This window comes from Thioclava sp. F36-6, assembly GCF_002020305.1.
GTDB lineage: Bacteria > Pseudomonadota > Alphaproteobacteria > Rhodobacterales > Rhodobacteraceae > Thioclava > Thioclava sediminum.
In genome coordinates this window covers 571,207-595,449 of the sequence record NZ_MPZX01000001.1, presented here as the reverse complement: position 1 = coordinate 595,449, position 24,243 = coordinate 571,207, and the positions used below count along the sequence as shown (strand labels likewise).

The following is a 24,243-nucleotide window of genomic DNA, read 5'->3' as shown; positions in this document are numbered from 1 at the left end:
GGTTTTGGCTTGGTCAGAGGGACCTGGCGGGGAAAAACGGTGTGGGGCGCGCACGGGCGAGCGCAGAAGCTGCCAGTGCGAGCGCGATGAGGAAGAGGATCACAGGCAACTCTCGGGCCCAGAACTGATGCTCGATACGGGCGCGGCGCACGGAGCGCAGTGCATCGGCGGCGTCTTGCGCGGCGGCGGGGGCCATGACCCAGGCGCCGGTCGCCATGCCACCGGGAGCCATATCGACGCGCAATGTGCGTGCCGTGGTCAGCCCGCCGCCCGAGAGGCGCAGCGTAACGGCACTACGGCCCTGCGCATCGAGAAGCGCATCGCCCGCAGTCCAGACGGTCACCTGTTCCAGTCGCGTCCATTCGGCCACGAAAGGCCCGGGATTGCGCGCGGAGCTGACGCCCACCGGCAGGCGCCCGCCCGCGAGCTGCGCAAGCGTTGCGAGATCGATCTGACCGGGAGCGCCCGCAATTTCGGTTTGGGTCTGCACTTCGCGATGCAGGCTTGGCAGGCCCAGATGCCGCTCCGGCGTGGCCTCGGCGCCCGTCAGATCGACGCGGGTCGCACCTATCTCCAAGGTGCCTCTCTGCAAACGCAGATCGGGCCCGGCGGAGGTGTCGACATCGCCCTCCAGCACACGCGGCGCGTGATCGGGCAGCGTCACCTGCGGCTGCGGCCAAAGCGCCGCAATGCCCACGGCCAACACCGCGAAGGCGACCGCCAGCCCACCGCGCAGCCATTGCGCCGTGCGGGGATCGGGGCGCAGTGCACGCGGCCAATAGGTCAGCGCCGCGACCGGGATCAGATAGGCGATCCAGCCCAGCACCTCGATCAGGCGCGGATCGGCGGGAATGCCCAGAACGCCGGTGATCAGCGCCGAGCGCACCGTGCCGGGGGCCACGAGCCAGCTCAGATCGGCGATGCGTTGTTGTCCGGCGAGCAACCAGCCCGCCTCATGGGCGGAGCGCAGCGTCTGCAACACCAGCCCCGCCGCGACGAGGATCAGGAACACGCCGGTCCAGCGGAAGAAGCGCCCCAGATTGAGCCGCATCCCGCCCTGCGCGATCGCCCAGCCAAGCACGACCGACGCCGCGAGGCCAAGTGCTGCACCAAGCCCGGCCCAATGTCCGGTCTGCGCCCCCGAGATCGTGGCAAGCAGGAAAACAGCGGTCTCGAAACCCTCGCGCAGTACGGCGAGGAAGGCCATCGCCGCCAGTGCGACCCGGCTCCCCTGCCCCAGCGCCGCGTCGGCGTCGCGCTCGATCTGGCCCTTCAGCCCTGCCGCGTGGCGCGTCATCCAGAGCACCATCAGCGTCACGAAGACGACCGCGACCGCCGCGATCACGCATTCCAGCTTTTCCTGCGCACTATGCGGCAAAGCGGCCTCGACCAGCGCGAGCCCCGCGCCAACGCCGACGGCCAGCGCCACGGCGGCAGCGACGCCAAGCCACATCTCGGTCAAACGTTCGCCCCGGGCACGCAGGAAGGCCGCAATGATCCCGACGATCAGCGCCGCCTCGAGCCCTTCGCGCAGGCCGATGATGAATGTTGCCAACATGCCGTGGGCACCCCGCCGATTCCCGAGTAAATTGATAGGGTATTCGTTAGTGGCGCAGATCGACGGGCGCAACCCCTTTTCCGAGTAAATTGCTCGGTTTCTTGCTATCGCATTTCTTCGCCCCTGCCGTTGCGGGCGATTTGCAACTTCCGCCATCTTGGGGCAATTCGTGCAGGTCGCCCTCGCAGCGCCGCGCAATCAGGCGGTCCGGCGCAGCGAAAGAGACACGATCCGGGCGCCTGAAGTGGCCCGCATGCAACAATTTCGGAGGCCGTATCTTGGCACAATCGCAAATCGGGCTGATCGGCCTTGGCACCATGGGCGGCATGCTCGCCCTCAACATCGCGGAAAAAGGGTTCGACATTTCGGTGTTCAACCGCACCACCAGCGTCACGAAGTCCTTCCATGAAAACGCGGGCGAGCTGGCGTCGAAGATCACGCCCTGCGAAAATCTTGAAGACCTAGTGGCCTCGATCGCGAAACCCCGCGCGATCATCCTGATGGTCCCCGCAGGCGAGCCGGTCGACCAGCAGATCGCGGCGCTGCGCGCCCATCTCGACCCCGATGATCTGATCATCGACGCGGGCAACGCGAATTTCCACGACACCGAGCGCCGCGCGGAAGAAGCGGCAAAGGCGGGGCCCCGTTTCCTCGGCATCGGCGTTTCCGGCGGTGAAGAAGGCGCGCGCCACGGGCCCGCGATCATGGGCGGCGGCGAGCAGCAGGACTGGGACCGCGTGGCCCCGATCCTCAACGCGATCGCCGCGAAATTCGACGGCACGCCCTGCGCCGGCTTCATGGGCAAGGGCGGCTCGGGCCATTTTGTCAAAGCCGTGCATAACGGCATCGAATATGCCGACATGCAGATGATCGCCGAGACCTATGGCGTGATGCGCGACGGCATGGGGCTGAACTCGCAGGCCTGCGGCGAGATCTTCGCGAAATGGGACGAAGGCGCGCTGAAATCCTACCTGATCGAGATTTCCGGCAAGGTCGCCCGCGCCACCGATCCCGAAAGCGGCGAGCCGATGCTCGACATCATCCTCGACCGCGCGGGCCAGAAAGGCACCGGCCGCTGGACCGTGATCGAGGCGCAGCATCTGGCCGCCCCCGTCCCGGTGATCGAAGCGGCGGTGATGGCGCGCAACCTGTCGTCGCGGCTCGATGCGCGCAAGCAGGGCGAGGACATGTTCGGCGCGGCTCCCGAGGCGCTGCCCGAGGGCGCACTGAGCGCGGAGGATCTGGAGAACGCGCTGATCGCAGGCAAGATTCTGTGCTACGCGCAGGGGTTCGAGCTGCTGCGCTCGGCCAATGCGCCCTTCGACTGGGATCTGCCGCTGCCCGACATCGCGCTGGTCTGGCGCGACGGCTGCATCATCCGCTCGGCGATGCTCGACGATATGGCGAGCGCGCTGAGCGAGTCGCCCGATCGCAACCTGATGTATGCGCCCTATTTCGCGGATCTTCTGAAGGCGCATCACGGCGCGCTGCGCAAGGTCGTCAGCATTGCCGCGGCCCACGGTCTGGCGGTTCCGGCCCTGTCGATGGCGCTGAGCTATTTCGACACGATGCGCACCGCGCGGGGCACCGCGAACATGATCCAGGGCCAGCGCGATTTCTTCGGCGCGCATGGGTTCGAGCGCACCGACCGCGAGGGCACCGACTTCCACGGCCCCTGGGCGATGTAAGCGCGCCCTCTTCGCTGAAAGATCACCGCCCGCGGCTCGCGCAGAGTCGCGGGCGGTTTCCGTTTCGCGGGGCGTCAGACGCCGCGAACCATGCGGCACAATCACGAGTTCGTGTGCGTCGCAACCGGACCCGCCCCGCTTGATCCCCATCAAAGTCCTAAAGCACCGAGATCGTTACCCTCTGCGCATCCAAAACGGAGGCCGGGACTGCTATGACACGGGATTTCGAAGGTAAATCAGCTATCGTTACGGGCGCGGGATCAGGGATCGGCGCGGCAATCGCCAAGGAATTGGCGGCGCGCGGGGCCTCGGTCCTGCTTGCCGATCAGAACGCAGACGCGGCCAAGTCCGTGGCCGAGGAAATCCGCAAGGCGGGCGGCACCGCCGAACCGATGGCGGTCGATGTCACCTCGGCCACGGAGGTCGAGGCGATGGTCGAGAAGGCCGTCGCGACCTTCGGCAAGCTGGATCTTGCCGTGAACAATGCGGGTATCGGCGGCCCGCAGGTGCCGTTCGGGGAGTATCCGCTCGACGGCTGGAAGCAGGTGATCGACGTCAACCTGAACGGGGTTTTCTACGGGATGCGCTTCGCGATCGCCGCGATGCTGAAATCGGGCGGCGGCGCGATCGTGAACATGTCCTCGATCCTCGGCTCGGTCGCGTTCCCGAGCGCCTGCGCCTATGTCGCAGCGAAACACGCGCTTCTGGGCCTGACGCGGGCCGCGGCGATCGATCACGCAGCACAGGGCATCCGCGTCAATGCGGTGGGCCCCGCCTTCATCGAGACGCCGCTTCTGTCGGGGCTGGCGCCTGAGGTGAAGGACTCGCTGGTCGCGCTGCATCCCGCCGGACGGCTCGGCACGCCCGAGGAGGTCGCGGCGCTGACCTGCTTCCTGCTGTCGGATGCCGCGAGCTTCGTGAACGGCAGCTATCACCTCGTCGACGGCGGATATACCTCGCGATGAGCGCGACGGAGGGGCGGATCATCGCGGTGCGCGGGCCGGTCATCGACGCAAGTTTCGATGGTCCGCTGCCGCCGATCCATTCGATCCTGACACTGACGGATGACGACATGCCGGGCAGCTTCGAGGTGCATGGCCATCTCGACGCGCATCGGGTGCGCGCCATCGCGCTCCAATCGACGCTTGGCCTGTCGCGCGGGCGCAAATTGCGCGCCACGGGCAAGCCGCTCGAAGTGCCCGTCGGCGAGGCCGTTCTGGGGCGCCTGATGGATGTGACGGGGGCGATGCGCGACGGCGGCGATCCCCTGCCTCAAACGACGCCACGCCGCCCGATCCACGGCACGCCGCCGCGCCTCTCGGGCAGCGGCGCGGTCACCGCTTTCGAGACCGGGATCAAGGTGATCGACCTGATGCTACCGCTGGCGCGCGGCGGCAAGGCTGCGATGTTCGGCGGTGCGGGCGTGGGCAAGACGGTGCTGGTGATGGAGCTCATCAACACGATGGTCGAGAAATATCAGGGCATCGCGATCTTCGCGGGCGTGGGGGAGCGCTCGCGCGAGGGCCATGAGATGCTCGCCGACATGACCGAGTCCGGGGTGCTCGCGCGCACGGCGCTGGTCTATGGCCAGATGAACGAGCCGCCCGGCGCGCGCTGGCGGGTACCGCTGACCGCCGTCTCCATCGCCGAAGATTTCCGCGACCGCGATCACCGCAACGTCCTTCTGATGATGGATAACGTCTTCCGCTTCGTGCAGGCGGGCAGCGAAGTTTCTGGGCTTCTGGGCCGCCTGCCTTCGCGCGTGGGCTACCAGCCCACCCTCGCGTCTGAGGTCGCCGAACTGGAGGAGCGCATCGCCTCCGCCGCCGGGGCCTCGGTCACGGCGATTCAGGCAGTCTATGTGCCGGCTGACGATTTCACCGATCCGGCGGTGACCGCGATTTCGGGGCATATGGACAGCTCCATCGTGCTGTCGCGTCAGCTCGCGTCGGAGGGGATTTACCCCGCGATCGACCCGCTCGCCTCGTCCTCGCAACTGCTCGACCCCGAGATCGTCGGGGCGGACCATTTCCAGCTGGCAGGCGAAGCGCGGGCGCTGTTGGCGCGGTTCCGCGAATTGCAGGACATCATCGCACTTCTCGGCGTCGAGGAGCTGGGCGCGGCCGACCGGCTGGCGGTGCGCCGCGCGCGCAAGCTGCAACGCTTCCTCACCCAGCCCTTCGTCGTGACCGAGGCCTTTACCGGCCAGACCGGGCGCTCGGTGCCGCTGGCCGATACGCTGGAGGGCTGCCGCGCGATCCTCGCGGGCCAGGCGGACGACTGGTCGGATCAGTCGCTCTACATGATCGGTGGGATCGACGAGGCCCGCCAGCGAGAGGAGGCCGCGGCATGAGGCTCACCATCGCCACCCCTCTCGAAATCGTCGTCGATGCCAAGGACGTCACCGCGATCCGGGCCGAGGACGAGAGCGGCGGCTTCGGCATCCTGCCCGGTCATGCCGAGTTCCTCACGAGCCTCAGCATCTCGGTCATCTCATGGGTGGTCGAGGGCCAACGGCACTATTGCGCGGTGAAGGGCGGTGTTCTTATGGTCGAGAATGGAAGCGATGTCTCGGTCTCGACCCGCGCCGCGGTGACCGGCGATCTGTCCGAGCTGGGCGACACGATCCTGAAACGGTTTCAGGCCGAGGATGACGCCGCGAAGACCAAACAGGCCGACTCCACCCGGCTGCATCTGCTCGCGATCCGGCAGCTGGTGGCGAGCCTCGACGGCGCGCAGGCTCGGAAGGATTGGACATGACCCAGCCGCCGGAAGACCGGGAACAGACGGAGGAGCCGATGGAGAGCGCCGCGCGCCGCCACGCCGCCCGGACCGAGAAGGCGCGCCGGGAGGGAGAGATCCCACTGGGCCGCCGCTTGGGCCAGATCGGTGTGCTCGGGTGGATCGTCGTGCTGCCGATGCTGGCGGGGGCCGCGGGTGGACGGTGGATCGACCGGAGCGCCCAGTCGGGCATCTTCTGGACCGCCGCGCTGATGATGGTGGGGCTTGTCGTGGGGTGCTGGCTGGGCTGGCGCTGGGTGCAGCAGCAATGAGCGCGGTGGAGTTTCTTATTGGCGCAGGCGCCCTGATACTCGGCATCGGCGTGGGCGTCGTGCATTTCGCCCTGCTGCGGGCGGGCACGGATGCGATGCTGCTCGAAAGCAAGGCTCTGAAGGCGATCGCGCTGACCGTCCTGCGCTTCGGGCTGACGATCGGGGTTCTCGTGGGTTGCGCGCTTCTGGGCGCCGTGCCGCTGCTGGCGGCGGCGCTCGGGATCGGCATCGGGCGGATGCTCACCCTGCGCCGCGCGAGGTCCGCATGAATTCGCCGCTGGAGACCACCGTCCTGTTCTGGGTCGGCCCCGTGCCGATCACGCAACCTGTCGTCACGACATGGGTGATGATGGTGGTGATCGTGGCAGGATGCTACGCGCTGACCCGAAACCTGAGCCTCAAGCCCGGACGGCGCCAAGCGGCGTTGGAACTGCTGGTGACGGTGCTCGACACCCAGATCCGCGAGACGATGAGCGTCGCGCCCGAACGCTATCGCACCTTCCTCGGCGGGTTGTTCCTGTTCATCCTGATCGCGAACTGGTCCTCGCTGATCCCGGGCGTTGAACCCCCAACCGCCAACCTCGAAACCGACGCGGCGCTGGCGCTGCTCGTCTTCGTGGCGGTGATCGTCTACGGCATCCGCGCGGGCGGCGTGCGCGGCTACCTGCGCAGCTTCGCGATGCCGACGCCGCTGATGATCCCGCTGAACCTCGTCGAGACGCTGACGCGCAGCTTCTCGCTGCTGATCCGCCTGTTCGGCAATATCATGAGCGGGGTCTTCGTGATCGGCATCGTGCTCTCGCTTGCAGGGCTTTTCGTGCCGATCCCCTTCATGGCGCTCGACCTGCTGACCGGCCTTGTCCAAGCCTACATCTTTACCGTCCTCGCCATGGTTTTCATCGCGGCGGCAGTGGCGGAATCCCAAACCTCCCACGAATCCGGAAAGGACTGATCATGGAATATATTGAAGTGGCGAGCGTCATCTCGGCCGCCGCGGCGGTGGCCTTCGGGGCGCTCGGTCCCGCGCTTGGCGAAGGGCGCTCGGTCGCGGCTGCGATGGACGCGATCGCCCGCCAGCCCGAGGCCGCCAACGCGATCTCCCGCACGCTCTTCGTCGGGCTCGCGATGATCGAGACGACGGCGATCTACTGCCTCGTGATCGCGCTTCTGCTGCTGTTCGCCAACCCGTTCATCGGCTGATCATGACACTGGACTGGTGGACGCTCGGGCTGCAGACGCTCAATGCGGCGGTGCTGATCTGGCTTCTGAGCCGGGTGCTTTGGCGCCCGATCGTGAGTGCCATTCAGGCGCGTCAGGCCGAAGCGGACAAGCAATTGAGCGATGCGAGCGAGACCGCGCGCAAAGCCGATGAGGCGAAGGCGCAGGCCGAGGCGGCGCTCGATCAGGTCGGCACGCGCAAGTCCGAGATGCTGGCGCAAGCCCAGACCGAGGCCGAGGCGGCGCGCAAGGCGCTTCTGGATCACGCCCGCGCAGAGGCCGCCGAGATGGCCCGCACCGCAGAGGCCGAGCGCGCCGCCCGCGCGGAGGAGGCCGAGAAGCGCTATGCCGCGCGCGCCGCCGATCTGGCGCAGCGCATGGCCGAGCGGATCGGCGCGCGCCTGTCGCGGCCCGCACTGCTCGAAGCCTATGCGACGGATCTTCTGGCGCAGGTCGCGGCCCTCGACACCGAGGATCGCGCGGCACTCGGCTCGGAGAAACTCATGCTGCGGATCAGCGAGGAAGCAGATGCGGGTTATGGCGAGGCTTTCGCCGAGCGCCTCGGGAAGACCTTAGGCGAGAAGATCAGCCCCGCCATCAAAACCGATGCGGAGCTGATCTGCGGCCTCGCGCTGGAGACCAAGCACCTGCATCTCGAAAGCTCATGGGCCGCCGATCTCGTCCGGATGCGCAGGGAGGTGGCCAATGACACCCAATGATCCCGACGAGTGGCTGGACCGCAGCCTCGAGGCCATCACGCGTGCGCCGCTCGGTCCCGTCGTGCGCCGCAGCGGCCGGGTGGAGCGCGTGTCCGACGGCGTCGCGATGGTGTCGGGCCTGCCCGAGGCCCGCGCCGGGGAGCGGTTGGTCTTCGAGGGCGGACAATCGGGCTTCGTGCATGTGCTCGACGAAGAGACCCTTGCGGCGGTGCTTCTCGACGATATCGCGGGCGTCGCGCAGGGCGATGCCGTCACCGGCACGGGCGACGTGATGCGGGTGCCGGTCGGGCCGGAATTGCTGGGCCGGATCGTCGATCCGCTCGGGCGCCCCCTCGACGGGCTCGGTCCTATCACGACCAGTGCAAAGCACCCGGTCGAACGCCCCGCCCCGGCGATCATCGACCGCGCCGCGGTGGTGGAGCCGATGCAGACCGGCACGCTGGTGGTGGATGCCCTCTTCGCGCTTGGCCGCGGCCAGCGCGAGCTGATCGTGGGCGACCGTGCGACCGGCAAGACGACGATCGCGCTCGACACGATCCTGAACCAGAAGGACGGCGACGTGACCTCAGTCTATGTTGCGATCGGGCAGAAGACCTCCTCGGTGGAGCGCGTGATCGAGACCCTTCGGCGCAACGGGGCGCTGGCGCGCACCATCGTCGTGGTGGCCGGGCCGTCGACACCACCGGGGATGCAATGGCTCGCGCCCTTCGCGGGAATGACGATGGCCGAAGAACTGCGCGACACCGGCGGCCACGCGCTGATCGTACTCGACGACCTCACGCGCCACGCCGCTTCGCATCGCGAGCTTGCGCTGCTGACCCGGCAGACGCCGGGGCGCGAGGCCTATCCGGGCGATATCTTCTATCTTCACGCCCGGCTTCTGGAACGCGCCGCGCGGCTGTCGGACGCATTGGGCAGCGGCACGCTGACCGCGCTGCCGATTGCGGAGACCGACGCGGGCAATCTCGCTGCCTTCATCCCGACCAACCTGATTTCGATCACCGATGGGCAGATCGCGCTGGACGCCAAGCTGTTCAACCGCGGCCAGAAACCCGCCGTGGATGTCGGCACTTCGGTCAGCCGGGTCGGCGGCAAGACGCAGGCGCGCAGTCTGCGCGACGCGGCGGAGTCGATGCGGCTCGATTACGCCCAGTTCCTTGAATTGGAGATTTTCACGCGTTTCGGGGGGATGCCCGACACGCGGGTGAAGGCGCAGCTTGCGCGCGGGCGGGCGGTGCGCGCGGTGCTGGCGCAGATCCAGCACGCGCCACTGCGCCTCGCCGATGAGGTGGCGCTGGTTTTGGCCGTGCAGACGGGGCTTCTCGACGGGTTTGAGCCCGCGCAGATCGACGCCCTGCGCGCGGCACTACCCGATGCGCTCGATGCGGCGGGGCTATCGGGGGCGGACTTCTCCGCCGCGCTCAGCGAGGGTCTGCATGACCAGATCGTGGAGTGCCTGAAAGGGCTTTTACCGGAGCCGTCGACATGAGCGAGCAGCTTGCCGAGATCGAAGCGCGGATCGGAAGTATCCGCACGCTCGCCTCGGTCATCCGGGCGATGCGCGCCATCGCGGGCGCGCGCGTGCGTCAGACAGAGGGAGAGCTTGCCTCGGTGGATCTGCACGCGGCGACGGTGAGCCGTGCGCTCGACCGGGTCCTGTCGCTCGCGCCGACACCGCCCAAACCCGAAGGGCCGCCGCTCACCGTTCTGTTTCTCGCCGAACAAGGCTTTGCGGGATCGTTCAACGCCCGGCTTCTGAGCGAGCTGGGCACGCCGCCCGGCGGTCTCGTCGTGATCGGCACGCGCGGCGCGGCGCTGGCCGCCGAGCAAGGCCTGAATGCGCTTGCGCAGTTCCCCCTGCCCTCGCACGGCCCGGCGGTTCCGCCCTTCGCCGACCGGCTGGCCGAGACGCTGCTGCAACTGGCCGGACGCGCCCCGATCGACGCCTTCTACGCGCAGACGGAGGATGGCAGCTGGAAGGCCCGCCGCCGCCGCATCTTCCCCCGCCCGACCCGGTCGACCCCGCCGCCAAGCCAGCCACCCCTGCTGACGCTGCCGCCCGCGCAGCTTTGCGCGTCGCTCTTTGCCGAGCTGCTGCACGCGGAGCTGTGCCGCGTCGCGTTGCATGCCACGGCTGCCGAGAACACGGCCCGGATGCTCGCCATGGCCTCCGCTCAGGGGATGACCGAACGCAAGCTCGACGCGCTGCAACAGACCGCCCGGATTTCGCGGCAAGAGTCGGTGACGACGGAAATTCTGGAACTTTCGGCGGGCGTCACGTCCAGCTGAGTTGAGCCCCCCACAACCCCGGCACGCACACGCATCGCTTGAAAAGCGCGCCCGCATGCAACAAGACTTGGGCTCGAGCAGAAACGAGGCCGATGTGACGCAAGAGATGTCCCCCGAGGCGCAACACGGGTCGGGAGATGACCCGATCGACACGCGGATCATGGCGATTTTTCCCGAGCTGACCCCCAGCGAGAAACGCCTCGCCGAGGTCGTGCTCGAAGCGCAATCGACGCTGTCGAGCTACACCGCTGCGGAGCTGGCCGAGAGCGCGGGGATTTCCTCGGCCACGGCGGCGCGCTTCTTCAAGCGGCTGGGCTATCGCAATTACAACGAAGCGCGGCTGCATTCGCGACGCAACGGGAGCTGGGGCTCGCCGCTGAGCGAATTGAGCGACGGCACGACGCCGGGGCAACTGGCCGATCACTTCGCGCAGGATATGCAGAACCTCTCGCGCAGCACCGAGATCCTCTCGGAAGAGGCGGTCGCCGACGCGGTCGAACATCTCGCTTCGGCGCGCCGGATCTGGGTTCTGGGCTATCGGAATTCGCGGGCGCTCGCGATCTATGCCCGCGCCTTGCTGCTCAATCTGAAATCGGACGTGCAGCTTCTGCCTTATGAGGGCGCCTCGCTCGCCGAGGATGTCGCGGGGTTCGCGCCGGGCGATGTGCTGCTGGCGATCGGGCTGCGGCGCAGGCCGCGCGCGCTGGGAGAGGTGATGACCGTCGCGCGCGAGGCGGGCATCCCGACGATCCTGATCGGCGACCCCACCGTGGCGCAGACCGCACGGCACGCGACGATCACCCTGCGCTGCCACAATCGCGGGCAAGGCATCTTCGACAGCACGGTCGTCGCGATGAGCCTGATCAACTTCCTTTGCTCGAGTCTGGTGGACTCGCTGGGCCCCGAAGCGCGCGCCCGACTCGCCCGGATCGAGGATCTTCATGCGCGTTTCGACGACCTCGGACCGCCCCCGGAGAGCCTTGAGGCGCTCACCAAGGCTGCAAAACAGGAGAAATAGCGCCCAAAAACTGCGCATAGCTCGAATGAAAGCGTATTTTCATTTTTAGGATTTTGTGAAATAATTCTTTCCTGCGAAGGTGACCTCGCCATCTCATGCAGCGAAAGGATATGCCATGGATCGCCGACTATTCCTGAAATCTGCGCTTGCGGGCACCGCTCTCGGGGCGTTCGGCCCGGCGGGACGAGCGCTGGCCGCGACCGACCTTCTGTGGATGACCTGGGAGAACCTCGCGAAAGACGACTATCTCGCGCCCTTCCTCGACAGCCATGACGTCGACCTGACCAAGACCTTCATCGGCACCGATGACGAGCAATTCGCGAAACTGCGCGCCGGCGGGGCCTCCTCGGTGGACCTGATCACGCCCGGCCTCGACAAGGTTTCCTACTACACCGCCTCGGACCTTCTGCAGCCGATCGACTTCGACAAGGTGCCGAACGCGAAGCTCCTCTACGACACGTTCAAGAAGACCGATCTGGGCAAGACGGACGGTCAGACCTACGGCATCCCCTTCTATTGGGGCATCAACCCGATCGTCTATCGCGCCGACCTGATGGATGAAGAGCCCGATTGGTCCGTCTTCTTCGAGGGCGACAAATACAACGGCAAGCTCGCGATGCGCGACTACGCGCTCGAAGGGATCATGATCGCCGCGATGTATCTGGGCATCCCGCGCGACGAAATGTTCACGATGGACGACAAGCAGCTCGCCGAAGTGAAAAAGGTGCTGATGATCCAGAAGAGCAAGCTGCGCACTTACTGGAACTCCATCGGGGATCTGACCAACCTCTTCGCGACCGGCGAAGTGGTCTGCGCCTTCTCCTGGGTGCCGCCCTATTACGACCTGAAGGAAAAAGGTCTCGAAATGGGCATGGCCAAGCCCAAGCAAGGCGTCATCGGCTGGTGCGACACGATTGCCGTGCCCAAAGGCGTCGAGGGCGCGCGCCGGGACTCGGTGTTCGAACTGGTGAACTACCTGCTCGGCCCGACTTACGGCAAAATGCTCGCCTATGGCGGCCCCTATGCGCAATCGACTTCGGCTGCGCGCGACGAGATCGACGAAGCCCAGCAGGAAAAGATCTTCATCAAGGACCTGTCGGTGATGGATAACTTCGTCTGGAAGCAAAATCCGCCGCGCTACAACGACTGGGTCGCACTCTGGAACGAAGTGAAGGCCAGCTAAGAATGACCGAGGCAGGTTCCGGGCCGACGGGTGGGCAGGGGCAGACAATGCCCCTGCTCCGCGCGCGTGCCCTGTGTAAGACATATGGCACCGTGCAGGCCGTGCGCGGTGTGAATTTCCGGCTCGACGAGAATTCCTACGTCACGCTGCTGGGGCCTTCGGGCTGCGGCAAGACCTCGATCCTGCGCATGATCGGCGGGTTCGAAGAGGTGAGCGAGGGGATGCTCGAGCTTGACGGCAAGAAGATCAACGACGTGTCCGCAAGCGCCCGCCCGATCAACACCGTCTTCCAGAGCTACGCCCTCTTCCCGCATCTGAGCGTGCTGGAAAACGTAGGCTTCGGGCTGCGCTACAAGGGGCTGAGCCGCAAGGAAGAGCGCGAAAAGGCCCGCGCGGCGCTGGAAACCGTGCAGATGACCGCGATGGCGGATCGCCGCCCGCGCCAGCTCTCGGGCGGGCAGCAACAGCGCGTGGCGCTGGCCCGCGCGATCGCCAACGAGCCGCGCCTTCTGCTGCTGGACGAGCCGCTTTCCGCGCTCGACCGGCGGATGCGCAAGGACATGCAGATCGAGTTGAAAGACCTGCAGCGTCGGCTGAAAATGACCTTTCTTCATGTCACCCACGATCAGGAAGAGGCCTTCGCGCTCTCGGATTGGATCATCGTGATGCGTGACGGGATCATCGAACAACAAGGCGCGCCGGATACGATTTATCGCCGCCCCGAGACCGCCTATGTGGCCGATTTCATCGGTGGCGCGGCCTGCGTGCCCGGCAAAATTACCGACACCGCCATCGGCGCCTATGAGATCGAAACCCCGCTGGGCCAGTTCGCGACACCCGGCGTGCGCGGTCTCAAAGCCGGCTCCCCCGCCGTGCTCTGCCTGCGCCCCGAGCAACTGTTCCTCGACCCGCAGGGCCGGATTTCCGCGCGCGTGACCCATGCCGTTTATCGCGGCGCGGAGTGGCTGGTGGAAGCCGAGGCCGCGGGCATCACGCTGGCGCTGACCGTAGGCCATGACGACGTGCCCGAGATCGGTGCGGAGATCCGCATCGGTTTCGACCCCGCGCAAGTCTGGATCGCGCGGACCGAGGCCGAACAGAGGGCGGACCGGACCACGGAGGCCAAGCCATGAGCCTGCGCGTCGGCACGCTCCTCGCCGCCCCGGTGACGGCCTTCCTGCTGGCGCTTTGCGTGGCGCCGCTGCTGATCCTCTTCGCCTACAGCTTCTTCCGCGTCGATTTCGTCGCGATCTCCTACGACCCGTCCTTTGCCAATTATGCAAAGATCGCGGGCTCGGCGACCTATCGCGGGCTGATCCTGAAGGCTTTCGGCTCGGGCGCACTCGTGGTCGCGATCACCGCCGTGATCGGCTACCCGGTCGCGTGGTTCCTTGCCAAACGTGCGGGCGCGATGAAATCCGCGCTGCTGACGCTGCTGCTGGTACCGCTTTATTCCGGCGATCTGGTGCGGGTGTTTGCGTGGCGCGTGCTTCTGGGGGCCGAGGGCGTCATCAACCGCTCGCTGATCTGGGCGGGCGTCACCGATGCGCCCATTCAGGGGCTGCTGTTCTCGCCCCTCGCGACCCATATCGCGCTGACCTACAACTACCTGCCCTTCATGGTGATCGGGCTGTGGCTCGCCTTCGAGAGCCTCGATGATGCCTGGCTGGAAGCCGCCGCCGATCTGGGCGCGCGCAGCCCCAGCCGCTTCGCCCGCGTGACCCTGCCGCTGACCTTCCCCGGCCTCGTGGCGGGCGGGCTGATGGTCTTCGTGATGGTGGTGGGCGATTACCTCACGCCGCAGCTGCTGGGCGGGGCCTCTGGGATCACCGTGATCTCGGCGATCAACGACCTCTTCGGCACCGCCTTCGACTGGCCGCTGGGCTCGGCCATCGCCTGGACGATGCTCGCGATCCTGATGGCTTTCTTCGCCGTGGGCGCGATGCTGATCCGCCGCTCCAGCCTTGTGGGAGGGTCCTGACATGTCGCGCCTCTCCACGCTTTGGGTCTGGGCGGTCTTCGCCTTCATGTATCTGCCGATCGCGATGATCGCGCTGTTTTCGGTCAACGATTCCAAGATCATGTCGCTGCCGTTTTCGGGCTTCACTCTGAAATGGTATGCCGAGGTGATGGGCGACGGGCGTCTGGGCGGGGGCTTCCTGACCACGCTGAGTGTCGCCTTCCCTGTCGCGATCTGCGCGACGCTTCTGGGCGGGCTCGCCGCTTTGGCGATCAGCTTCTATCCGATGCGCGGACGCGGCATCTTCGCGGTGCTGCTGCTCGCGCCCTTCCTGATCCCGAAGCTGATCCTCGCCGTGGCGCAGCTGATCATGTTCAACGAGACCGGGGTGGAGCGCAGCCTGCTGACGGTGATCGCCGCGCAGACGGTGATCGTGCTTCCCTTCTCAACGCTGGTGATCGCCTCGGTGCTGATCCGGATCGACCGTGGACTGCTGGAAGCGGCCGCCGATCTGGGCGCCTCGGGCATCTCCGCCTTCCGCCGGGTGGTGCTGCCGCTGATGGCGAACGGGCTGATGGCGTCATGGGTCGTGGCCTTCGTGCTGTCCTCGGCCGAATACGTCCTGACCGCTTTCGTCTCGGGCCGCGCGCAACCGCTTTCGGTGCTCGTCGCCGCCGACTTCCGCTTCGCGCTCTCTCCCTCACTCAACGCGCTCGCCGTGATGATCGTGTTCGGCAACATCGCCCTCGTGGCGCTGGCCGAGCTGATCCGCCGCCGCGCCTCCAAGACGGGGGCCTGAGCGCGATGACCAACCACAAGGACCCCACCATGATTTTCGAAAATGCCCTCGGAGAGGGGCAATCCAACGAGCTCATTCTGAACCCGCATTACGACGCCGCGAAAGGCTATGGGCCCAAGCAGGAGGCCGTTCTGAACGACGCGGCTTTCGATCTGGCCAAGCGCACGATTTCGTCGTGGGACGGCTACGCGCCGACGCCCCTCGTCTCGCTGCCCGCAATGGCGGAAAAGGCGGGCGTGGCCGAGATTCGGTTCAAGGATGAGGGCGGGCGCTTTGGTCTCGGCAGCTTCAAGGCTTTGGGCGGCGCCTATGCCGTGCTGCGGCTTCTGGCCCGCGAGATCGCGAAGGCCAAGGACATCCCCGAACCCAGCGCCGAAGACATCGTGGCGGGCAAATATGCCGATATCGTCTCGCAACTGACCGTCTGCTGCGCCACCGACGGCAATCACGGGCGCTCGGTCGCATGGGGCGCGCAACGCTTCGGCTGCCGCTGTGTGATCTTCATCCACGCCACGGTTTCCGAGGGCCGCAAGGAGGCCATTGAGGCCTATGGCGCCGAGGTCCGCCGCTGCGCCGGCAATTACGACGACAGCGTCCGCGAGGCGCAGGAGACCGCCACGCGCGAGGGTTGGTTCGTCGTCTCCGACACCTCCTATCCGGGCTACACCGAGATTCCGAAAGACGTGATGCAGGGCTACGAGCTCATGGCGGCGGAGGCGGCCGATACGCTCGGCACCCCGCCCACCCATATCTTCATCCAGACCGGCGTCGGCGGGCTGGCGGCGGCGGTCGCGGCACAATTCGCGCGCCGTTACGGCCCCGATGCTCCGCGCGTGATCCTTGCCGATCCCGACCAATCGGCCTGCTGGCTCGAGACGATCCGCGAAAGCAAACCCACCGCCGTCGAGGGCGATCTGGACACGCTGATGGCAGGTCTGGCCTGTGGCGAGGTCTCGCTGCTGGCGTGGGACGTGCTGGAGCCATTGACCTTCGCGGTGATGTCCGTCGCCGACCCCGATGCCGTCGCGGTGATGCGTGCGCTGGCCAACCCCGAGGGGAGCGATCCGCCCGTGGCCGCCGGAGAATCCGCCGTGGCGGGGCTCGCAGCCTTCCTTGCCGCCGCCGAGAACGGCGACGCGCGCGCAGCCCTCGGGATCGAGGCGAACTCCCGCATCCTGTGTTTCGGCACGGAAGGCGACACCGATGCCGCGCTGTTCAAAACCCTCGTCGGCCGCAGCGCCGCCGAAGTTCGGGGCGCGGCATGAGTATCGCGATCGACATCGAGCGCCTGATGGCGCGGCTGGAACGGCTCGGACAGATCGGTGCCCTGCCCGGCGGCGGCGTGAAGCGTCTCGCACTTTCCCCTGAAGACGCCGAAGGCCGTGCCCTCGTGATGAACTGGATGCGCGAGCTGGGCCTTGAGATCACCACGGACGTCATCGGCAATTGCTGGGGCATCCGCGCGGGCGAGGAAGACGGCCCGCCGGTTCTGATGGGCTCACATATCGATACGGTCGCGACGGGCGGTCTCTATGACGGCAGCCTCGGCGTGTTGGCAGGGCTGGAGGTGATCGAGGCGCTCAATGCGGCTGGCGCGCGCACCCGCCGCCCCGTTGCGGTCGCGTTCTTCACCAATGAGGAAGGCGCGCGCTTCGCCCCGGACATGATGGGCTCGGGCGTGGCGCAAGGCGCGCTGCCGCTCGACGAGATGCTGGAGGTGGAAGGCATCGACGGGGTGCGCCTGCGCGATGCGCTCGCCGCCATCGATGCCGCAGGCCGCGCCCCGGTCGGCGCGCTGAAACCCCATAGCTATCTGGAGCTGCATATCGAGCAGGGCCCGGTGCTGGAGACCGAGGAGCTGCAGATCGGCGTCGTCACCGGCGTGCAGGGCATTTCCTGGACCGAGATCACCGTCACGGGCGCCTCGGCCCATGCGGGCACGACGCCGATGGCGCTGCGCCATGATGCAGGCGCGGTGGCGGCACGGATCTCGGTCGAGGCGCAGCAGATCGCCGCCGATCACGGCCCGCCGCAGGTCGCGACCGTGGGGCGCCTACGCGTCTCGCCCGATCTGGTGAACGTGGTGCCGCAGGAAGCGGTGATGACCGTCGATCTGCGCCATACCGACGAGGCCACGCTGCAAAAGGCCGAGACCCGGCTCTGGCGCGCCGCACAGGATTTCGCACGCGCGGGGGGCTGCGCGATCACCCGCCGGACACTGGCCCGCTTCGAGCCGGTGGAGTTCGACCCGGCGCTTGTGGACAGCGTCGAGGCCGCCGCCCATGCGCGCGGGCTGGGCCATCGCCGGATGCCCTCGGGCGCGGGCCATGACGCGCAGATGTTCGCGCCCAATTGCCCCTCGGCCATGATCTTCGTGCCCTCGCAGGACGGGGTCAGCCACAACATTCACGAATATACCGCCCCCTCGGACATCGCGGGCGGGGCACAGGTGCTGATGGATGTCGTCTGCCAGCAGGCGGAACTTCAGGACGCGCCCGAATTTCAAACGACCGAGACAGGACAGTTGCCATGACCCGCAAATTCATTGCCGCCGCCGCACAGCTTGGACCGATTGCGCGTGACGAGCCGCGCGCCTCCGCCGTGGCGCGGATGCAGAAGCTTTTGATCGACGCCCATCGACGCGGCGCGGAACTGGTCGTCTTTCCCGAACTGGCGCTGACCACCTTCTTCCCGCGCTGGCTGATCGAGGACGAGGCCGAGCTCGACGCGTTCTACGAGACCGAGATGCCGAATGCGGAGGTGCAGCCGCTGTTCGATACCGCCCGCGAGCTCGGTGTCGGCTTCTATCTCGGCTATGCGGAGATCGCCTACGAGAACGGCGAGAAGCGCCGGTTCAACACCTCGATCACCGTCGACAAGACCGGCCAGATCATTGGCAAATATCGCAAGATCCACCTGCCCGGCCATCCGGAATACGAAGACTGGCGCCCCTTCCAGCATCTGGAGAAGCGCTATTTCGAGCATGGCAATCTGGGTTTTGGCGTCTTCGACGGGTTCGGCGGCAAGCTGGGCATGTGCCTGTGCAACGACCGCCGCTGGCCCGAGACTTTCCGCGTGCTCGGTCTGCGCGGGGCGGAGCTGGTGATGCTGGGCTACAATACGCCGGTGCACTACCCGCTCGCGCCCGAGCATGATCACCTGCAGGACTTCCACAACCACCTGTCGATGCAGGCGGGGGCTTACGCGAATGGGTGCTGGGTGATCGGCACCGCGAAAGCGGGGCGCGAAGAGGGTTGTGATCTGATCGGCGGCACGTGCATCATCGCGCCCACCGGCGAGATCATCGCCAAGACCCAAGGGTTCGGCGATGAGTTGGCGATGGCCGAAATCGACCTCGACCGCTGCCGCGAGCTGCGCGAGAACGTCTTCAACTTCGCGCTTCACCGCGAACCCGAGGACTACCGCGACATCTGCGCGGGATAAGAAAGTCGATGAGGGTGAGGACTACCGATCAGTGCAGCGGCGCATTCGAGGCCGCGAGCTGTTCCGCATAGGCGCCCCGAACCTTGAGCGACGAGAGCATCGGCTGGGACTGCATGATGTAGCCCTCGAGGAAGGTGACGAGGGCGATGCGCCACCGGCGTTCGATCTCGATATAGGGATCGGAGGTAGCGTAGGAACTCACGTTGACGGAGACCGAGAATTTCTGCGGATCGAAAGTCGCGCGTTGGTCGAGCAATTCGGTGCGCAAGGCCGGGGTGAACACCTTTTCCGGCTGCGCCAGTGTCGCCAAGCCTTTCAAGTTGATCGAGTCCCCGAGAGCGTCACGGGTGTCGTCCTGGAAATTAAGGGAGAATTTGCCCACTTCAGCCACACCACGCTCATCAAGCTTAACCAACAATTCAAGCGACACGTGTTTAACATTCATAATCAATACCTCCGTTGGACGCGAGTGGCTCCGAATGGACCTGTGCGGCTCGCCTACGACGGCTGGATCACATGCAAGAGCGGCGATGTTGTGACTTGAATTGGGCAACTATGTCAAAGTTAGTTTCTGACGCCGCGTGACCTTTCGAGCTGACGATTAGGCCTCCATCTTCGGGGCCTGCCATCGAGAAATACCCTTGCGGCAATCTTCCGCTCATGCGCGCTGGCAATTCCTCTGCGTGGCGCCGCTGCGTCAGTGAGGCTAAATACATCCACAGCAACCGAAAAATCTTGCCGCGACCACGGTGCACCTCAAATAGTTGAACTGGTCCGTTCACTTTGAGGGCCCGAGTCGTTTTGAAAGGAACCCGACATGCAAAGCCCGATGAAGAAAAAGGCCGTACTCGCTCTGGTCGCATGCTGCGCCATGAGCATTCTGGCCGCCTGCACCCAAACCGAGGGCACGGCGACCGCTGCAAACGTTCCGAACATGAAAGCGAACATCGAAAACCCGATGTAAGCGATCGGAGCCTTTTCGCAGCACCAAAGCCGACCCGCTACTGACGCGCCCTCTCGACATCCGCGAGGAGCGCGTCAGGAGCGATGCCGCGTTTCTCCGCACTGGCGCGGACGGCCTCCTGCAGTGACTTGCTACGGCTCAGCAGGCGACGGAAGCGGGCTTCGTCCAATTCCAGAAGAGTCGACGGGGTGATCGCGCGCACTTCGGTCCTGCGCGTCCGTCTCATCAGGATCGACAGCTGACCGAACATCTCGCCGCGACCCAGCCGCCACGTCTGGTTGGCCGCCTCGACCTCGACGGCCCCGGAGGCGATGAAGAACACGCTTTTCGCGACGCTTTCGCGACCGAGAATGACCTCCCCCGCATTGGCGTGCCGCGCCTTGAGCAAACGGCTCAAGCGTTTCTGGTCCCGGGCGTTCAACCCGGAGAACAGCGGAAACTGCCGAACGAGTTCGATGCGCCGCAGCGCGATATCGAGTTTGGGGCGATCCTCCGCGCGCGACCGCTTCTGCGCAAGGGCGGCCCGGAGCTTGGTGTAGACCTCATCGCCGATCAGGCCGTCTTCGCGCATCGTCTCGTATTCGCGCTCCTCCAGCCGCAGCGCGGCCCGGCGAATGATGCGTCGTTCGAGCTCTTCGGCGTAGCCGGGATATTGCAGACGCAGCCCCTGCAGCGCAGTTTCCACGATTTCGATGCGGCGCGAAAGCAGGTCAGAGAGCAGGTCGCTCACGCGCTTGCCATGAATGCGGCGGATGCGGCCGCTGATGAAGCCGCCGAGATCGCGCAGCACCAGACGCTGCGACAGGAGCATCTCGAACCGGTCCGCCGTCATCCGCGCGAGGGGGCGCGACAGGTGGAGGCGGCGATGCAGGATATTCGCGACGCGGAACCCGAAGCCATATTTGACGCTGCGCCGCGCGATCCGGTTATAGCCGTGCCGCCCGTCCGCGCGTGCGCCCTCGATGAGGCGGTCGGCGTTCGACAGAACCTGTTCGGCGATGCGAGAGGCGATCGTCCGCTCCCGCACCCGCATCAGGATGGTGTCGCGTTCATGGCCGGCGAGCGCGATGAGCCCCAGGGTGATGCGGTCGCGGTCGTGGATGTCCTGACTGTCGTCGGCGGCCTTGACCGCGCCCTCCAGCCGCTCCCCGAACCGCTTGGCTTCGGAGCGGACGACGTCTCGGCTGAGTTCGTAATTCTCGGTGGTCCGCGCGAGGTCTTCGCGCACTTTCTGCAGCGAGACGGCGACGACCTGACGTGACAGCGCATCGTCGATCGGCGACAGCCGGTCCAGCCCCAGCCGACCGATGATCCAGCGCAGCGTGGTGCCCTGCCCGATCAGCGTGAACAGGGTGAAGCCGGTGGCGAGGATGCCGACCATGCGCTGAACCTCGTCGGGGACGCGGAAACTCTCGGTCACCGCCAGCGCCAGCGCGAGCGTCACCGCCCCGCGCAACCCGCCCCAGAGGATGGCGACCCGATAGGGCCGCTCGACCGTGGGTGAGACCCGCAGCGCCGTGAGAAGTGGCAGAAGCCCGAACAGGATCACCGCGCGCGCGAAAATCGACGCGAGGACGACGACACCGACGAGGGCGATATCCCCGATGCGGATTTCTTCGAGAAGTCTCGGGATCAACAGCGCCGCCAGGACGAAGATGAGGGCCCCCGCCCAATGCGCGAGAACTCCCCAGAGCTCGCGCAGATTGATCCATGTCTGCGGTTGCAGACGTCCGGGCCCGGTCAGGTTCAGCGTCAGACCGGCGGCGACCACCGCGATGACACCCGAAGCGCCGATGCTTTGCTCCGCGCCGATATAGGCCAGGTAAGGCAGCGCCACCGAAATCGAGAGCTGGGCAAGCTCATGGCGCCGGAAGAACGACATCATCCCGACGGCGATACGCGCGACCAGCCAGCCGGTGAACGCGCCGCCGAGGATGAGATACGGAAACCGGGCGAGCGCATCGCCCAGCTTCGGATCGGGCACGCCCATCATGACGAAGCCCATGAAAAGCCCGAACAGCGCGATGGCCGCGGCATCGTTGAGCAGGCTTTCCCCTTCGATGATCCGCGACAGCCGGCGCGGGGCAGAGATCGAGCGGAAGATCGAGACGACGGCGGACGGATCGGTCGTGGACACGATCGCGCCGATGAGCAGGCACGCGGTGAGCGGGATCGAACTGACCCAGGACAGCGCGTAACCGACGCTGAGGGTGGCCGCGACGACCGCCACAACCGCGAGCATCAGGATGGGAACCCAGTCGTCCAGCATCCTGCGCAGGTCCATCCCCAGCGTCGCCTGAAACAGCAGCGTGGGTAGGAACACGTAGAGGAACACGTTCGAGCGGATCGGAAGGTTCAGGATCGCTTCCGCCACCGGGTTGAGCGCGTCGGTCAGCTCGGTCCGGAGGAAAAACACAGCCGCCACACCGATGAGAATACCGATGCCCGCAAGGATCACACTGAACGGAAGACGCAGCCGCGCCGCCAATGGCTCCGCCACCCCGATGACGAGGAAAAGCGACGCGACAATCGTGGTGATGACGACGATATCCATTCAGTCGAAATACCACGCTGATCGGCGGACGCACGGGGAATTGAATGGTTTGGACACTTTGCGATCGGGAGACAAGCACGCCCCCGCCGAGAGAGGCGGGGGCGCTTAATAGACCTTAAGTCAGATCAGGCGACGAGTTTCGCCGTCATCTCGACGAGGCGTTTCGCCTGATGGGCGATCGCGGCCTTGCCAGCCTCGTCGACGCCCCCGGCATTGGTCGAGAAGCCGTAGGGGTTGCCGCCCGCATTGAAGATCGCCTCGTCGGTATAGCCCGGCGGAACGATGACGCAGCCCCAATGCATGGCCGTGGTGTAGAGGCCGAGGATGGTCGCCTCCTGCCCGCCATGCGCGTTCTGCGCGCTGGTCGTCGCGGTGAAGGTCTTGTTGGCGAGCTTGCCTGCGCCCCAGAGACCGCCCAGCGTGTCGATGAAGGCGCGCATCTGGCTTGCGGAGACGCCGTAGCGGGTCGGTCCGGAGAAGAAATAGCCCTCGGCCCACTCCATATCGTCGGTGGTCACTTCCGGAATGTCGCTCATCTTCTCGAGCTGGTTCTTCCAGGCGTCCTGCCCTTCGACGACGGCTTTCGGGGCGGTCTCGGGAATGCGACGCAGGCGCACTTCGGCCCCGGCGGCCTCGGCGGCTTCCGCAGCCGCCAGCGCGACGGCATGGTTGGTGCCATAGGTGGAATAAAAGACGATTGCGATCTTCGGTTGTGCCATTTCTCTCTCCTGTGTTGGGAAGGGACTGAGGGGCAACGGCGCCCTCACCCGTGTTTGATGAACGTGCCGTTGTTGAGTTCAGTCAGCGCCTGACGCAGTTCGTCTTGCGTGTTCATGACGATGGGGCCGTGCCATGCGACGGGCTCCTGGATCGGGCGGCCGGTCATCAGCAGGAAGCGGAGACCTTCGTCCCCGGCCTGCACCGTGATCTCGTCGCCCGCGCCGAAGCGGACCAGCGTGCGGTTGCCGGTCATGTCGCGGATATTCAGCTCCTGCCCGCGATATTCCTTCTCGACCTTGATGCCGACGGGATCGCTGGCGTCACGGAAGGTGCCGGAGCCTGCAAACACATAGGCGAGCGCATTGGAGTGCGTATCGACCGGCAGCACCTTGCGCCGTCCTGCGGGGATCGACACGTCGAGCAGCATCGGATTGGCGGCGATACCGTCGACCGGGCCGGTCTTGCCCCAGAACGAGCCGATGATGACCTTCACGGTCGTGCCGTCATCGTCGCCTTCGATCGGGATGTCGCTGCCGGTGATGTCCTGATAGCGCGGTGCCGTCATCTTGAGCGCGCCGGGCAGGTTCGCCCAAAGCTGGAACCCATGCATCTGCCCCTTGGCATTGCCCGAGGGCATCTCCTGATGGACGATGCCGGAGCCCGCCGTCATCCATTGCACGCTGCCCGCGCCGAGAAGACCGCGATTGCCGAGCGAATCCGCGTGCTCCACCTGGCCGTCGAGCACATAGGTAATCGTCTCGATGCCCCGATGCGGGTGCCACGGGAAGCCCTTGGAATAGAGCCGCGGATCGTCGTTGCGGAAGTCGTCCATCATCAGGAACGGGTCGGTCAGCGACGGATCACCGAAGCCAAACACGCGATGCAGGTGAACGCCGGCGCCTTCGAGCGCGGGTTGCGCTTGGCTGGTGGCCGAGACAGGTCGAAAGGTCATGGGAGCCTCCAAATATCGTTGGTGATAGTGTGGGGCTTCCCGTGGAAATTTGAATTAGCGAAGGTCCCGCATGTCCTGTGCGCAAGCGCGCAGATGGGCAAATGTTCCCAAAAAAGAACCGGGC

Annotated in this window: 25 protein-coding genes; 20 read left to right on the top strand and 5 right to left on the bottom strand. The window is 66.1% G+C overall.

All coding sequences use genetic code 11. The features are described 5' to 3' along the window. Positions 1-13 precede the first annotated feature (13 nt). Positions 14-1,558 (bottom strand): iron uptake transporter permease EfeU, encoded by a 1,545-nt coding sequence (gene efeU, locus BMI88_RS02855; protein WP_168173932.1) that lies wholly within the window; start codon positions 1,556-1,558, stop codon positions 14-16. 278 nt (positions 1,559-1,836) lie between these two features. Here efeU and gndA point away from each other — a divergent pair, with 278 nt between their 5' ends. The 19 genes from gndA (at position 1,837) to BMI88_RS02760 (ending at position 18,929) form a co-directional block, all read left to right on the top strand. Further along, on the top strand, positions 1,837-3,246 hold the full coding sequence (gndA, locus tag BMI88_RS02850) for an NADP-dependent phosphogluconate dehydrogenase (RefSeq protein ID WP_078545865.1): 1,410 nt from the start codon (positions 1,837-1,839) through the stop codon (positions 3,244-3,246). A 212-nt stretch (positions 3,247-3,458) separates the two neighbouring features. After that, positions 3,459-4,211 (top strand): SDR family NAD(P)-dependent oxidoreductase, encoded by a 753-nt coding sequence (locus BMI88_RS02845; protein ID WP_078539901.1) that lies wholly within the window; start codon positions 3,459-3,461, stop codon positions 4,209-4,211. Continuing rightward, positions 4,208-5,599 (top strand): F0F1 ATP synthase subunit beta, encoded by a 1,392-nt coding sequence (gene atpD, locus BMI88_RS02840; protein ID WP_078545863.1) that lies wholly within the window; start codon positions 4,208-4,210, stop codon positions 5,597-5,599. Before BMI88_RS02845 ends, atpD begins: the two co-directional genes overlap by 4 nt. Further along, positions 5,596-6,006, top strand: coding sequence for a F0F1 ATP synthase subunit epsilon (locus BMI88_RS02835; RefSeq protein ID WP_078545861.1), 411 nt, complete (start codon positions 5,596-5,598; stop codon positions 6,004-6,006). The genes atpD and BMI88_RS02835 overlap by 4 nt, the downstream gene beginning before the upstream one ends. Next, on the top strand, positions 6,003-6,299 hold the full coding sequence (locus tag BMI88_RS02830; protein ID WP_078545859.1) for an AtpZ/AtpI family protein: 297 nt from the start codon (positions 6,003-6,005) through the stop codon (positions 6,297-6,299). The genes BMI88_RS02835 and BMI88_RS02830 overlap by 4 nt, the downstream gene beginning before the upstream one ends. After that, entirely contained in the window at positions 6,296-6,568 is a 273-nt protein-coding gene (locus BMI88_RS02825; protein ID WP_078545857.1) for an ATP synthase subunit I, read from the top strand. Before BMI88_RS02830 ends, BMI88_RS02825 begins: the two co-directional genes overlap by 4 nt. Next, positions 6,565-7,251, top strand: a complete 687-nt coding sequence (locus tag BMI88_RS02820) for a F0F1 ATP synthase subunit A (RefSeq protein WP_078545855.1) — start codon at positions 6,565-6,567, stop codon at positions 7,249-7,251. The genes BMI88_RS02825 and BMI88_RS02820 overlap by 4 nt, the downstream gene beginning before the upstream one ends. A 2-nt stretch (positions 7,252-7,253) precedes the next feature. Next, positions 7,254-7,499 (top strand): F0F1 ATP synthase subunit C, encoded by a 246-nt coding sequence (locus tag BMI88_RS02815; RefSeq protein ID WP_078519861.1) that lies wholly within the window; start codon positions 7,254-7,256, stop codon positions 7,497-7,499. Between the two features lie 2 nt (positions 7,500-7,501). Further along, complete coding sequence (locus tag BMI88_RS02810; RefSeq protein ID WP_078545853.1) at positions 7,502-8,236, top strand: hypothetical protein; 735 nt, start codon at positions 7,502-7,504, stop codon at positions 8,234-8,236. Then, positions 8,223-9,725 carry a F0F1 ATP synthase subunit alpha gene (locus BMI88_RS02805; RefSeq protein WP_078545851.1) on the top strand — a complete coding sequence of 501 codons (1,503 nt, stop codon included), beginning with the start codon at positions 8,223-8,225 and terminating at the stop codon, positions 9,723-9,725. The genes BMI88_RS02810 and BMI88_RS02805 overlap by 14 nt, the downstream gene beginning before the upstream one ends. Further along, entirely contained in the window at positions 9,722-10,525 is an 804-nt protein-coding gene (locus BMI88_RS02800) for a F0F1 ATP synthase subunit gamma (RefSeq protein WP_078539910.1), read from the top strand. Before BMI88_RS02805 ends, BMI88_RS02800 begins: the two co-directional genes overlap by 4 nt. 55 nt (positions 10,526-10,580) lie before the next feature. Next, complete coding sequence (locus BMI88_RS02795; protein WP_078545849.1) at positions 10,581-11,543, top strand: MurR/RpiR family transcriptional regulator; 963 nt, start codon at positions 10,581-10,583, stop codon at positions 11,541-11,543. A gap of 115 nt (positions 11,544-11,658) precedes the next feature. After that, a complete protein-coding gene (locus BMI88_RS02790) occupies positions 11,659-12,726 on the top strand; it encodes a substrate-binding domain-containing protein (RefSeq protein ID WP_078519866.1) in 1,068 nt (355 codons plus the stop codon). Positions 12,727-12,773: 47 nt separating this feature from the next. After that, positions 12,774-13,859 (top strand): ABC transporter ATP-binding protein, encoded by a 1,086-nt coding sequence (locus tag BMI88_RS02785; protein ID WP_078547252.1) that lies wholly within the window; start codon positions 12,774-12,776, stop codon positions 13,857-13,859. Then, positions 13,856-14,707 (top strand): ABC transporter permease, encoded by an 852-nt coding sequence (locus tag BMI88_RS02780; RefSeq protein ID WP_078539912.1) that lies wholly within the window; start codon positions 13,856-13,858, stop codon positions 14,705-14,707. Before BMI88_RS02785 ends, BMI88_RS02780 begins: the two co-directional genes overlap by 4 nt. Position 14,708: 1 nt before the next feature. After that, positions 14,709-15,485, top strand: coding sequence for an ABC transporter permease (locus BMI88_RS02775; protein ID WP_078545847.1), 777 nt, complete (start codon positions 14,709-14,711; stop codon positions 15,483-15,485). A gap of 29 nt (positions 15,486-15,514) precedes the next feature. Further along, positions 15,515-16,750, top strand: coding sequence for a diaminopropionate ammonia-lyase (locus BMI88_RS02770; RefSeq protein ID WP_078545844.1), 1,236 nt, complete (start codon positions 15,515-15,517; stop codon positions 16,748-16,750). After that, positions 16,747-18,018 carry a Zn-dependent hydrolase gene (locus BMI88_RS02765; RefSeq protein WP_078545842.1) on the top strand — a complete coding sequence of 424 codons (1,272 nt, stop codon included), beginning with the start codon at positions 16,747-16,749 and terminating at the stop codon, positions 18,016-18,018. Before BMI88_RS02770 ends, BMI88_RS02765 begins: the two co-directional genes overlap by 4 nt. After that, on the top strand, positions 18,015-18,929 hold the full coding sequence (locus BMI88_RS02760) for an N-carbamoyl-D-amino-acid hydrolase (protein WP_078545840.1): 915 nt from the start codon (positions 18,015-18,017) through the stop codon (positions 18,927-18,929). The genes BMI88_RS02765 and BMI88_RS02760 overlap by 4 nt, the downstream gene beginning before the upstream one ends. Before the next feature lie 28 nt (positions 18,930-18,957). Here BMI88_RS02760 and BMI88_RS02755 read toward each other — a convergent pair whose 3' ends face one another. Beyond that, a complete protein-coding gene (locus BMI88_RS02755; protein WP_078545838.1) occupies positions 18,958-19,374 on the bottom strand; it encodes a hypothetical protein in 417 nt (138 codons plus the stop codon). Between the two features lie 372 nt (positions 19,375-19,746). On the opposite strand from BMI88_RS02755, the gene BMI88_RS19685 reads away from it, so the two are divergent. Continuing rightward, positions 19,747-19,893 carry a hypothetical protein gene (locus BMI88_RS19685; protein ID WP_168173931.1) on the top strand — a complete coding sequence of 49 codons (147 nt, stop codon included), beginning with the start codon at positions 19,747-19,749 and terminating at the stop codon, positions 19,891-19,893. Between the two features lie 37 nt (positions 19,894-19,930). Here the strand turns inward: BMI88_RS19685 and BMI88_RS02750 are convergent, their stop codons facing one another. The 3 genes from BMI88_RS02750 to BMI88_RS02740 all read right to left on the bottom strand — a co-directional run bounded on the left by BMI88_RS02750 (position 19,931) and on the right by BMI88_RS02740 (position 24,119). After that, on the bottom strand, positions 19,931-22,447 hold the full coding sequence (locus tag BMI88_RS02750) for a cation:proton antiporter (protein ID WP_078545836.1): 2,517 nt from the start codon (positions 22,445-22,447) through the stop codon (positions 19,931-19,933). Positions 22,448-22,572: 125 nt separating this feature from the next. Then, positions 22,573-23,166, bottom strand: coding sequence for an NAD(P)H:quinone oxidoreductase (gene wrbA, locus BMI88_RS02745; protein WP_078545834.1), 594 nt, complete (start codon positions 23,164-23,166; stop codon positions 22,573-22,575). A gap of 44 nt (positions 23,167-23,210) precedes the next feature. Beyond that, positions 23,211-24,119: a pirin family protein gene (locus tag BMI88_RS02740; protein ID WP_078539920.1), complete on the bottom strand. Its 909-nt coding sequence runs from the start codon at positions 24,117-24,119 to the stop codon at positions 23,211-23,213. Positions 24,120-24,243: the final 124 nt, after the last annotated feature.

Excerpts from the sequence above, each read along its gene's own strand:
- efeU (WP_168173932.1), bottom strand. The coding sequence starts at position 1,558 with ATGTTGGCAACATTCATCATCGGCCTGCGCGAAGGGCTCGAGGCGGCG.
- BMI88_RS02845 (WP_078539901.1), top strand. The coding sequence starts at position 3,459 with ATGACACGGGATTTCGAAGGTAAATCAGCTATCGTTACGGGCGCGGGA.
- atpD (WP_078545863.1), top strand. The coding sequence starts at position 4,208 with ATGAGCGCGACGGAGGGGCGGATCATCGCGGTGCGCGGGCCGGTCATC.
- BMI88_RS02835 (WP_078545861.1), top strand. The coding sequence starts at position 5,596 with ATGAGGCTCACCATCGCCACCCCTCTCGAAATCGTCGTCGATGCCAAG.
- BMI88_RS02830 (WP_078545859.1), top strand. The coding sequence starts at position 6,003 with ATGACCCAGCCGCCGGAAGACCGGGAACAGACGGAGGAGCCGATGGAG.
- BMI88_RS02825 (WP_078545857.1), top strand. The coding sequence starts at position 6,296 with ATGAGCGCGGTGGAGTTTCTTATTGGCGCAGGCGCCCTGATACTCGGC.
- BMI88_RS02820 (WP_078545855.1), top strand. The coding sequence starts at position 6,565 with ATGAATTCGCCGCTGGAGACCACCGTCCTGTTCTGGGTCGGCCCCGTG.
- BMI88_RS02815 (WP_078519861.1), top strand. The coding sequence starts at position 7,254 with ATGGAATATATTGAAGTGGCGAGCGTCATCTCGGCCGCCGCGGCGGTG.
- BMI88_RS02810 (WP_078545853.1), top strand. The coding sequence starts at position 7,502 with ATGACACTGGACTGGTGGACGCTCGGGCTGCAGACGCTCAATGCGGCG.
- BMI88_RS02805 (WP_078545851.1), top strand. The coding sequence starts at position 8,223 with ATGACACCCAATGATCCCGACGAGTGGCTGGACCGCAGCCTCGAGGCC.
- BMI88_RS02800 (WP_078539910.1), top strand. The coding sequence starts at position 9,722 with ATGAGCGAGCAGCTTGCCGAGATCGAAGCGCGGATCGGAAGTATCCGC.
- BMI88_RS02795 (WP_078545849.1), top strand. The coding sequence starts at position 10,581 with ATGCAACAAGACTTGGGCTCGAGCAGAAACGAGGCCGATGTGACGCAA.
- BMI88_RS02790 (WP_078519866.1), top strand. The coding sequence starts at position 11,659 with ATGGATCGCCGACTATTCCTGAAATCTGCGCTTGCGGGCACCGCTCTC.
- BMI88_RS02785 (WP_078547252.1), top strand. The coding sequence starts at position 12,774 with ATGCCCCTGCTCCGCGCGCGTGCCCTGTGTAAGACATATGGCACCGTG.
- BMI88_RS02780 (WP_078539912.1), top strand. The coding sequence starts at position 13,856 with ATGAGCCTGCGCGTCGGCACGCTCCTCGCCGCCCCGGTGACGGCCTTC.
- BMI88_RS02775 (WP_078545847.1), top strand. The coding sequence starts at position 14,709 with ATGTCGCGCCTCTCCACGCTTTGGGTCTGGGCGGTCTTCGCCTTCATG.
- BMI88_RS02770 (WP_078545844.1), top strand. The coding sequence starts at position 15,515 with ATGATTTTCGAAAATGCCCTCGGAGAGGGGCAATCCAACGAGCTCATT.
- BMI88_RS02765 (WP_078545842.1), top strand. The coding sequence starts at position 16,747 with ATGAGTATCGCGATCGACATCGAGCGCCTGATGGCGCGGCTGGAACGG.
- BMI88_RS02760 (WP_078545840.1), top strand. The coding sequence starts at position 18,015 with ATGACCCGCAAATTCATTGCCGCCGCCGCACAGCTTGGACCGATTGCG.
- BMI88_RS02755 (WP_078545838.1), bottom strand. The coding sequence starts at position 19,374 with ATGAATGTTAAACACGTGTCGCTTGAATTGTTGGTTAAGCTTGATGAG.
- BMI88_RS19685 (WP_168173931.1), top strand. The coding sequence starts at position 19,747 with ATGCAAAGCCCGATGAAGAAAAAGGCCGTACTCGCTCTGGTCGCATGC.
- BMI88_RS02750 (WP_078545836.1), bottom strand. The coding sequence starts at position 22,447 with ATGGATATCGTCGTCATCACCACGATTGTCGCGTCGCTTTTCCTCGTC.
- wrbA (WP_078545834.1), bottom strand. The coding sequence starts at position 23,166 with ATGGCACAACCGAAGATCGCAATCGTCTTTTATTCCACCTATGGCACC.
- BMI88_RS02740 (WP_078539920.1), bottom strand. The coding sequence starts at position 24,119 with ATGACCTTTCGACCTGTCTCGGCCACCAGCCAAGCGCAACCCGCGCTC.